The 8,142-nt window shown below is 70.5% G+C and carries 7 protein-coding genes, 1 tRNA gene and 1 other RNA gene; 1 reads left to right on the top strand and 8 read right to left on the bottom strand.

The window, feature by feature from the left end; genetic code table 11:
- Positions 1-49: 49 nt before the first annotated feature.
- An RNA gene (ffs, locus tag FGW31_RS17965) (signal recognition particle sRNA small type) lies at positions 50-148 on the bottom strand.
- A 72-nt stretch (positions 149-220) separates the two neighbouring features.
- On the opposite strand from ffs, the gene FGW31_RS17960 reads away from it, so the two are divergent.
- Positions 221-308 (top strand) — tRNA-Ser (locus tag FGW31_RS17960).
- 62 nt (positions 309-370) lie between these two features.
- On the opposite strand, the gene FGW31_RS17955 is transcribed toward FGW31_RS17960, so the two are convergent.
- The 7 genes from FGW31_RS17955 to FGW31_RS17925 form a co-directional block, all read right to left on the bottom strand.
- Positions 371-1,651, bottom strand: coding sequence for a tyrosine-type recombinase/integrase (locus tag FGW31_RS17955; RefSeq protein WP_142194464.1), 1,281 nt, complete (start codon positions 1,649-1,651; stop codon positions 371-373).
- 79 nt (positions 1,652-1,730) lie between these two features.
- Complete coding sequence (locus FGW31_RS17950) at positions 1,731-1,964, bottom strand: helix-turn-helix domain-containing protein (RefSeq protein ID WP_142194463.1); 234 nt, start codon at positions 1,962-1,964, stop codon at positions 1,731-1,733.
- 471 nt (positions 1,965-2,435) lie between these two features.
- Positions 2,436-3,914 carry an ATP-binding protein gene (locus FGW31_RS17945; protein ID WP_142194462.1) on the bottom strand — a complete coding sequence of 493 codons (1,479 nt, stop codon included), beginning with the start codon at positions 3,912-3,914 and terminating at the stop codon, positions 2,436-2,438.
- A 2-nt stretch (positions 3,915-3,916) separates the two neighbouring features.
- Positions 3,917-4,759, bottom strand: coding sequence for a bifunctional DNA primase/polymerase (locus tag FGW31_RS17940; RefSeq protein WP_142194461.1), 843 nt, complete (start codon positions 4,757-4,759; stop codon positions 3,917-3,919).
- Positions 4,756-5,490: a DNA cytosine methyltransferase gene (locus FGW31_RS17935; protein ID WP_142194460.1), complete on the bottom strand. Its 735-nt coding sequence runs from the start codon at positions 5,488-5,490 to the stop codon at positions 4,756-4,758. Before FGW31_RS17935 ends, FGW31_RS17940 begins: the two co-directional genes overlap by 4 nt.
- A gap of 87 nt (positions 5,491-5,577) precedes the next feature.
- Positions 5,578-6,042 (bottom strand): hypothetical protein, encoded by a 465-nt coding sequence (locus FGW31_RS17930; protein WP_142194459.1) that lies wholly within the window; start codon positions 6,040-6,042, stop codon positions 5,578-5,580.
- Positions 6,043-6,249: 207 nt separating this feature from the next.
- Positions 6,250-8,142, bottom strand: a 1,893-nt coding sequence (locus FGW31_RS17925; RefSeq protein ID WP_142194458.1) for an FtsK/SpoIIIE domain-containing protein, incomplete at its 5' end; no start/stop codon positions are given.

The following is an 8,142-nucleotide window of genomic DNA, read 5'->3' as shown; positions in this document are numbered from 1 at the left end:
CGACCGGGCGCGGGCCGGAAGGCCACGGCCCCCGGGCCGCCCCGCCGGAAACGCAAGCGCCCCCCACGCACCCGCCAGAGCCAACCTACCCTTGCTGCCTTCCGGCCCTGGGGGAGTTCAGTCAGATAGCGCCGCGTGAGGGGCTATGCAGAGGCTACCGCATGTCCCGGGCGGGGAACGAGTTCGCGAGCACTCCTCTCGGTCATGTAATGTTTCCGGCGGAGGATTCGCCTAGAGGCCTAGGGCGCACGCTTGGAAAGCGTGTTGGGGGCAACCCCTCACGAGTTCGAATCTCGTATCCTCCGCCAGTGCCTCACCGGGCACGATGTCGAAGGGCCCCCTGGAAACAGGGGGCCCTTCGACGTTGTCCCTACGCCTCGTTGTCCTGGTCTTTGTCCACAGCGAGGTTTTCTGGGGCTCCCCAGATGGCGCGCTCGATCTTCCGGGCCGCCTCCTTGAGCATGGGATCGGTCACGTGCAGGTACCGCGCCCGCATCCGGGCGGCGCCGCCCGGCTCCCAACCCATGATCTGGTCAATGACGCGGTCCGGGACCCCGAGCAGCATCAGCACGGTGCCCGCAGTGTGCCGCGCATCGTGTAGGCGACCGTCCCGGACGCCGGCGTCTTCCAGCAGCCGCTTCCAGTCGTGGTAGTCCGTGTTCGGGCTGAGCGGTCCGCCCAACGGCTTGGTGAAGACGTACTCGGACTCGGTCCACAGATTCCCGGCCGCCGCGCGCTCCCGGGCCTGCGCCTCCCTGTGAGAGCGGAGCATCACGACCAGCGGGCCCGGAAGGGGCACGGCGCGGCGCCCGGCGCGTGACTTGGTGTTCTTCGTCTCGCGCCGCACCTGTACCCGGGCCGGGCAGTAGCCAGCCTTCCGGCCGCACGGCGCCGCCTCACCACACCCGTGCTCGTACTTCGGCCGCAACCGATTCCGGCGAAGCTTCAGGTACTCGTTGTCCAGGTCCACGTCGGACCACCGCAGCCCGAGCGTCTCTCCCTGCCGCAGCCCGAGGGCCAGTGCCAGCATCCAGCGGGCACTGTTGCGGCGCTTGTTCACCTCAAGCAAGAGGCTCTGTACCTCGTCAACCGAGTACGGCTCTACCTCCTTCTCGTCCTCTTCCAGCCTCGGAGGCTTCGCCAGCGCGGCGGCGTTCTTCACCGCGTGGCCGCGCCGCACCGCTTCCCCCAGAGCCGTACGGGCCGTCCGGTGAACCTGATGCGCGGTGCCTGCCTTGCTGCCGGCGTTCTGCATCCGGCGGTACAAACTCTCCAGGTGTTCGGGCTCCAGGCGGTCGATGCGGTGCCGACCGATACCCGGCACCAGGTGCACCCGGACTGCCACCTCGTAGCCGGCGTACGTGTTCTCGCTCACGACGGGCCGGGCGATGTTCTCGACCCAGTGCTCAAGCCACTTCGCCACCGTCCACGGCTTGCCGGGCTGGCGCGCGGAACCTTCGTCCCGCTGCTTTTCCAGGCGCCGGACTTCGTCCACCAGCTCTTTGCGCGTGGGGCGCGTCAGGTGGCGGCGGTAGGGCGTTCCGTCGTCCTTGTAGCCCATGGGTACACGGGCGTGCCAGCGTCCGTCCTGGCCCAGGTAGATGGCCGATTCGCCGTTGGCTCGGCGAGTGCGCTTTTTCTCCTCTGCCATTGGCAGTTCCTCCGGTTGGTGCGAGGTAGACAGACCGGGGCGCCGCCCGAATGTCGGGCGGCGCCCCGGAAGGGTGAGGTCAGGCGGCGCGCTGCTCGGCGCGGCGGCGGGCGAGGTAGGCGGCCGGGGCGTCGGCGGGGACGCGTCGGAGCCCGCCGATGGTCAGGGACTCCAGCTCTCCGGTGCGGATGAGGGCATAGCAGGTCGTGCGGCCGATACGGAGGCAGCGGGCGGCTTCTTCGACGGTCAACAGAACGGGGGCCAGGTCGCCAGCCTCAGCGAGTGGTGCGATGTCCACGGTGGCGATGCTCATGGAACGGTCTCCTCTGGGACTGTCCTCGTCGGTCGTGGCGGTGTCTGGATGGGGAGTAGACGTGTGTCCGAGGTGCGGATTTCTGCGTCACCTGCGTCATCTGCGTCATTCGCCGCTCTGACCTGCGGATTCTCGGTGACGCAGTAGCCGGGGGCCGTGTCACCGGTGACGCATGCCTGCGTCATCTGGTGACGCGGGTGACGCGGGGTGACGCAGGGATCGGCCGTCTGCGTCACCGCTGTTTCAGCAGGTCACACGCCGTTTACGGGGCGTGGGTGACGCAGGTGACGCAGCGTCTTCCTCCTTCGGACAAGAAGGGGGTGGTGTCTGTTGTGGTGCGCGGCTCAGAGCGTGAAGAAGGAGCCGCTTCGCGGCGCGTCCATGGCAGGGCGGCGTTGCCGCCGAACAGCAAGAGGAGCACGCGGGGCCGGGTGCTCCTCTTGCTTGTCCGGGCCGCCGTGGTCCCGGCGGTTAGAAGGCCGCTTCCTGCTCGGGCGGGACCGGTGCGGTGGACGGCCGCGCGATCTCGATGTAGCGGGCCGTGTTGGTACGGCCCCAGTCAACGAGGACGCCCCGGGCCGCGAGGGGGGGCTGAAGCCGCTTGAGACGGTCTGAGAGCACCTTGCCCGTGGTCGGCCACCCCTTCGGCAGGGGACGGAAGTCCTCGCCCGTGTAGAGGCCGGTGAGGCAGTGCAGCCATTCGGCGGACGTCATCCGCTGCTCGGGGCCCGGCTCGATGCCGGCGGCATGCTTGAGCACGGTCTGCGCCAGCACGTCGCCCTCAATGACGTCGTCGTTGAGGTCGTCCAGGCTGGCCCGGTAGGCCGCGAGCGCTCCCAGTCCGGTGGCCGCGTCGAGCTGCGCGCACAGGTGGGCGAAGTCGGCCATGCGCAGGTCGGGCGGGGTCTCCGCCTCAGCCGCGCGCACCTTCACCGTGAGGTCCAGGAGCGAGCCGAGGATGACGGGCAGTGCCTCCGCGTACTCCGCCCACAGCTCGTCTTCGGTGCGCCGGACCTTCGGCCGCTCCAGCCGCAGAGGCAGGAGCCGTTCGGCGAGGTCGGGCCGGATGACGCCGACATCGATGCCGGTCAGGAGCAGAGGGCGGCGATAGCCGACGCGGAAGACGTCCCCGTCGGTGAACAGAGCGCGTTTGACGTTCTCGGCCCCGGTGACGATGCAGCACATCGCATCGGACAGGTCCGGCGTCATGTGGGACAGGTTGTCCAGCGCCGTGACCCATCCGGCCGCCACCGCCGCGATCAGGTTTTCCTCGTCCTTCGGTGCGCGGCGCAGGTCGCCGGTCATGCCCTCGATGATCCTCACCAGCATCCGTCCACCGGTGGACTTGCCGGCACCCTGCGGGCCGGTGAGGAACGGGGCCGGGACGGGAACCGACGGGCCGAGACAGCCGATGAGCCAGGCGATGGCCAGGCACTCGGTCTCGGCGGTGGCGAAGTTGCACAGCCGCATCAGCAGATCGATGCCCTTGCCGTTGGTGTCCTTGGCGGGCAGGGGCAGTTCCCCGGTGAGCTGGGTACGCCGCCAGCAGACTTCCTTCGGGTCGGGGGTGCGGATGTCCCAGCCGGTGGGGTGGATACGCACGGACTGCCCGTCGCTGCGCCCGAGGTCCAGCCACGTGGCCCCGTCGTATCCGGGGGCGACGCGGATGTGCACGGGCTGAACGTCCTCGGTCAGCGCCAGCGCTTCGATCAAGTCGAGTGCTTCCTTCATGGCGGTGCCGTTGAACACGCCGATGCCGTCGCGGAACAGTCCGACCATGAGTTCCTGCCGGTGGCTGCCGGTCGTGCCCTGCGAGCGGATCGGGCGGGCCACGGGGTGGCCGTTGCGCTGCGCGTACACGGTCCCGTCAGCGGTGCGGAAGTACCGGAAATGGCTTTGCGCGTAGTCGGTGATGATCTGGCGGGCGGGGTTCTTTTCGTCGTCGGACATGCTCACAGTCCCAACGTGGTGCGGGCGTTGGCCCACGCGTCCGTGCAGTGCCGCAGCGTCTCGCCCTTGGCCTGCGCGGCGGTGAACAGGCGGCCGATGTGCGCGTCGGTGAGGCAGCCGCACCGGCCGTGCGTGGACAGCACCGCGAGGAACGTCCGGTACACCGTGGCGTGGACCGCACTGCGAGCCTCGGTGATGCGCTGCTCGGCCATGGCGATCCCGCGTTCCAGGTAGGCGGGCGTGCGGTGACAGCACTCCCCGCCGCCGGCGGGCACGCTGACGGTGTGCGGCACCGGCCGGGCCGGGGACGGCGCCTTGACGGCCAGGGCGCGGACCGTGTCCGGCAGGTCGGCCAGGCGGCCGGTGCCGGGTCCGAGGTAGCGGGCGTAGGCCATGGTCGACTTGAGGTCGACCCCGGGACGCACCCCGTTGGACGACGCCATGACGCCCCTGTAGATCCAGTGCTCACCGCGCGTCGTCGGCACGGTCCGTGTCGCGGGCAGCGTGGCACGGGCCCAGGCGATGGCTTCCGCGTCGTCCAGGTCCACCACGGTCAGACCGGCGCCGCCAGGGTGGTAGGCGACGGCGACAGCCCGACGCCATGCGGCCGTCCAGGCCGGGGAGGTGAGGACGGCGGGGTCGGTGGTGGCGGCGGCCCATCCGTGGCATGGGGCCGGGCAGCAGCAGGGGCCAGGCGTCTTCATGTTCGGCCGGCCGCCGCACGCGTTGTCCGCGCACGCTGCGCAGTTGCCGAAGGGCACCTTTCCCCGCCGCAGGGGCAGCACCGGCACCCCGGACGCCGTCAGGCTCAGCGCGGTGGGCAGGGAATTGGAGGTCGCACTCATGCCGCCACCTCCAGGGCGGGGGCGTGGGCGGCGAGGTAGGCGCGGCCGATGTGCTCGGTGTAGGCCGGGGGGATGGCCTCGGTCAGTTCCTCGCGCACGTCGGTCCAGTCGATGCCCATCGCCGCTTGCAGCTCCGGGACGGTCGGCTTGCCGCCGCCGTTGCCGTACGCGGCGACGTAGGGGCCGTCGTAGTACCGGCCGTGCCGGTAGCCGCGCACGCGGCCCCGGTGCGGACGGTGCGCCGGCCGGGTAATGGTCCAGCCGCCCAACTCGAAGTTGCGGTGCCGGATCACCCCGAGACCGAACATCTCGCCGCACAGCGTGAGGTCCTTGCGGATCTTCGCGCGGCCGTTGGGCTGCTCGATGACGTAGGGCAGGCCGGTGGCGTCCAGCAGCTCACGCGTGGGTGCCACGAGGTCGACGTGCGTGCCTCCCCAGCCCTGCGAGGCGTTCGTGCCCACCGTGAGCGCACAGCCGTGCTGGCAGGGCGGGGAGGCGTGCACGAACGCGTACCGACGGATCCCGCCCGTGTCGATCAGGTCGGCGAGGTAGGCCAGGGCGTCGCCCCGGTGGTACGGGAAGGGGTAGTTGGGCCGGTCGGCGACGTCGCAGCCGTCCACGGCGAACCCGGCGCGTGCGTAGCCGGTCCCGGCGCCGCCGGCGCAGCAGAAGAGATCCAGTAGGCGCGGCCGGTGACCGGGCACTCGCCGGATGGGGGCGGGTTGCGTCATGCTGGGAGACCTCCACAGGTCAAATGGTTGGCAGGTGGACAAGAGCGGCCCGAGGCTTTGGCGAGACGCGGGCCGCTCTTGGCGTTGCTAGCCGTGGAAGTGGTTGCGCTTGATCACGGCCTTGCGGATGTGCACGGTGGTGCCGCCCTGGTGGCCGCTCGCACTGAACACCTGGACGGCGATCCATCCGCCGAAGATGACGGCGGCCAGGATGATGAGCTGGGTGACGAACGCGGTGAGCGCGGCGATGAACGAGGTGAGCAGCAGCAGTCCGCCGCACACGGCGAGGAAGCCGACGCCTCCGAGGGCGACGTTCACCGCAGTGCGGGAGACGGGCGGCTTTGCCGCGACCGGCTGGGGCTGGGCGGGGTTGATGGCGTAGCCGGTGACGACGCGGCCGTCGGGCAGGACGATGCTCGCCACTGCCGGAACGTGGCCCGGTTGCACCGGCACGACCGGCGTCGGCACGGCGATGGCGGGCGTGATCGGGGTCGGGTGGTGGACTTCCACGGCCCCGTGTGCCAGGGCGTGGCTGGTGTTCTCGGGGTACATGCGGAATCCCTTCCGGTGCTGGTTCAGGGAGGCGGAGGCACCCCCTTCGGGGTGCCGTGTGGAGGGGTGTTTCGGGGGTCTGACCTGCGCGCCTCCCTGACTCCCTGGACGATCATTCGTGCAGGTCAGGGCCAGGGAGGCGGGTCAGGGAGGGGGTGAGGGAGTTCTCCCTGCCTCCCTGACCCGTGCGGGGTCGGCTCCCTGCCGTCAGTCGGCGGAAGCGGAACCTTCGGTGTCGCGGTTGGCAAGGGCGCGGGCCACGCGGTCGCGGGCGACGACCATCACGCCGTCGGACTTGTACGGCCCGGCGCCGGCGTCGTCCAGGACGCGCTTGAGGTCGAGGAACGACCACTCCCCGTACACGCCAGGGTTGCGGGTGGCGAGGCGGGCGAGGACGTCCTTGGTGCGGACGCGGGGCGCGTCGCCGATGACGGCGGCGATGTCGGCGAGCGCGTCGTGCTCCTCTTTGCGGTCGATGGCGTGGAGGGTGGTCACGCCGTCGCGCATCGCCTTGGCCCGGTCAGTGATGGCCTTGGCGGCGTCGTCATCGATGTAGTGCGTGCGCACCGTGATGGAGGACTGTCCGGCCGGGATGGTGATGCCGTCGGAGGCGACGACCAGGGTTCCCCGGTCCAGGCCCGGTCGCAGCAGGTTCGGGGCCGCGCCGCCGTCGACGGCCTTGTCCCCGAGTGCCATGCGGGCCTGCGACTCGGTGCCCAGGGCGAGGGATGCGCGGGTGTGGGCGCCCTCGCGCACGAGCTTGGGAAGGTTCTCGTTGGTCGGGTCCTGGGTGCCCTGCCACATCAGCACATTCACGGCCCGCCCCTGGTTGTGGATCTTGCGGACGGCCATGAAGTACCGGGAGTTGGCCTTGGACCCGCCGTAGGGGCGCTTTTCCTCGTCCTTGGCGGGGCACATGAACGCCACCTGCGCCTCGTCCACCAGCACGATCAGGGGCGGGAACTGCGTGCCGGGCGGGGCCTGGATGCGACGGTTCATCTCGTCCACCGCGCTCTCGACCATCTCGGTCACCTGGATGACGTGCTCATCCGTCGGGCCTTGGATCAGGGTGGTGGCGAGCCCGTCGAACATGGCCCAGTCGCCGACACCCTTGAGGTCGCCCATGAGGAACTGCACCGACTTGTCCAGCGACAGCCACAGGGCCAGGGAGCGCAGGGCCACGGTCTTGCCCTGGTTCGACAACCCTGTGATGAGCAGGTGCCGCTGATACAGAGACAGCGCGGCGGCGTCCCCGCGCAGGTCCTGGCCCCACGGGGCGCGGCCCTTGGCGTAGTCGGCGGTCATCGTCTCGTCCGTGACCAGCGGCGAGGGGCCGATCGGCTCGTCCAGCGCGCCGGAGTCGGCGATCCACAGCCGCACGGTCCGCGCGGCCTGCGGGATGGTGATGAACACCTCGTGCTCGTGCCGGGTCAGGTTCTCGGCGAGCTTGCGGCGCCGGTTCTGCACTTCCACCGTGGAGACCCCGGAGGGAAGGGTGACGTCGACTTCCACGCCGCATCCGGCGATGGTGATCGGTCCGAGCATGCTCGCGCCGGCGTCGCCCATCTCCTTGATGGCGTTGCGCAGGGCAGGGACGCCGAGGTCGCGCAGGGCCTTGACCACGATGGACGGCGTGATCGGCTCACCCTCGCCGTTGCGGACGTTGGCGGGCAGGGCCCACTGGGGTGCGGCCTGTTGCTTGCTGCCGACGGCCCACAGGGCGAGCAGGGCGAGGAACGGGCCGATGGTGAGGGCCGGGCCCCACACCACCTGCACGATGCGGATGATCAGGGCGATGAAGTCGATGGTCGCGGACAGGGGGGTGATGACGTCGCCGACGCGGCCGGTGTTGATGGCCATCACGATGCCGAGGGCGACCAGCGTGCCGATGCCCATGCCGGTGCCGACGGCCACACCCTTGGCGGCGTCGACCGGGGAGTGCAGCAGGTCCATGCGGCGGCGGTGCCGCGCCTCGCGGAAGCGCTGCAGCCGCTCTTCCCACTCTTCGGCCGCTTCCAGGTTCCCCGCGGCTTCCGCCGCCCGCAGCATGCGTTCGTAGCGGGCGCCGGTACGGCCGTCCCAGGTGCGGCGGGGGGGGGG

The sequence above is a fragment of the Streptomyces calvus genome, assembly GCF_006782915.1.
GTDB lineage: Bacteria > Actinomycetota > Actinomycetes > Streptomycetales > Streptomycetaceae > Streptomyces > Streptomyces calvus.
This window is presented reverse-complemented; position numbering and strand designations above follow the sequence as displayed.

Excerpts from the sequence above, each read along its gene's own strand:
- FGW31_RS17955 (WP_142194464.1), bottom strand. The coding sequence starts at position 1,651 with ATGGCAGAGGAGAAAAAGCGCACTCGCCGAGCCAACGGCGAATCGGCC.
- FGW31_RS17950 (WP_142194463.1), bottom strand. The coding sequence starts at position 1,964 with ATGAGCATCGCCACCGTGGACATCGCACCACTCGCTGAGGCTGGCGAC.
- FGW31_RS17945 (WP_142194462.1), bottom strand. The coding sequence starts at position 3,914 with ATGTCCGACGACGAAAAGAACCCCGCCCGCCAGATCATCACCGACTAC.
- FGW31_RS17940 (WP_142194461.1), bottom strand. The coding sequence starts at position 4,759 with ATGAGTGCGACCTCCAATTCCCTGCCCACCGCGCTGAGCCTGACGGCG.
- FGW31_RS17935 (WP_142194460.1), bottom strand. The coding sequence starts at position 5,490 with ATGACGCAACCCGCCCCCATCCGGCGAGTGCCCGGTCACCGGCCGCGC.
- FGW31_RS17930 (WP_142194459.1), bottom strand. The coding sequence starts at position 6,042 with ATGTACCCCGAGAACACCAGCCACGCCCTGGCACACGGGGCCGTGGAA.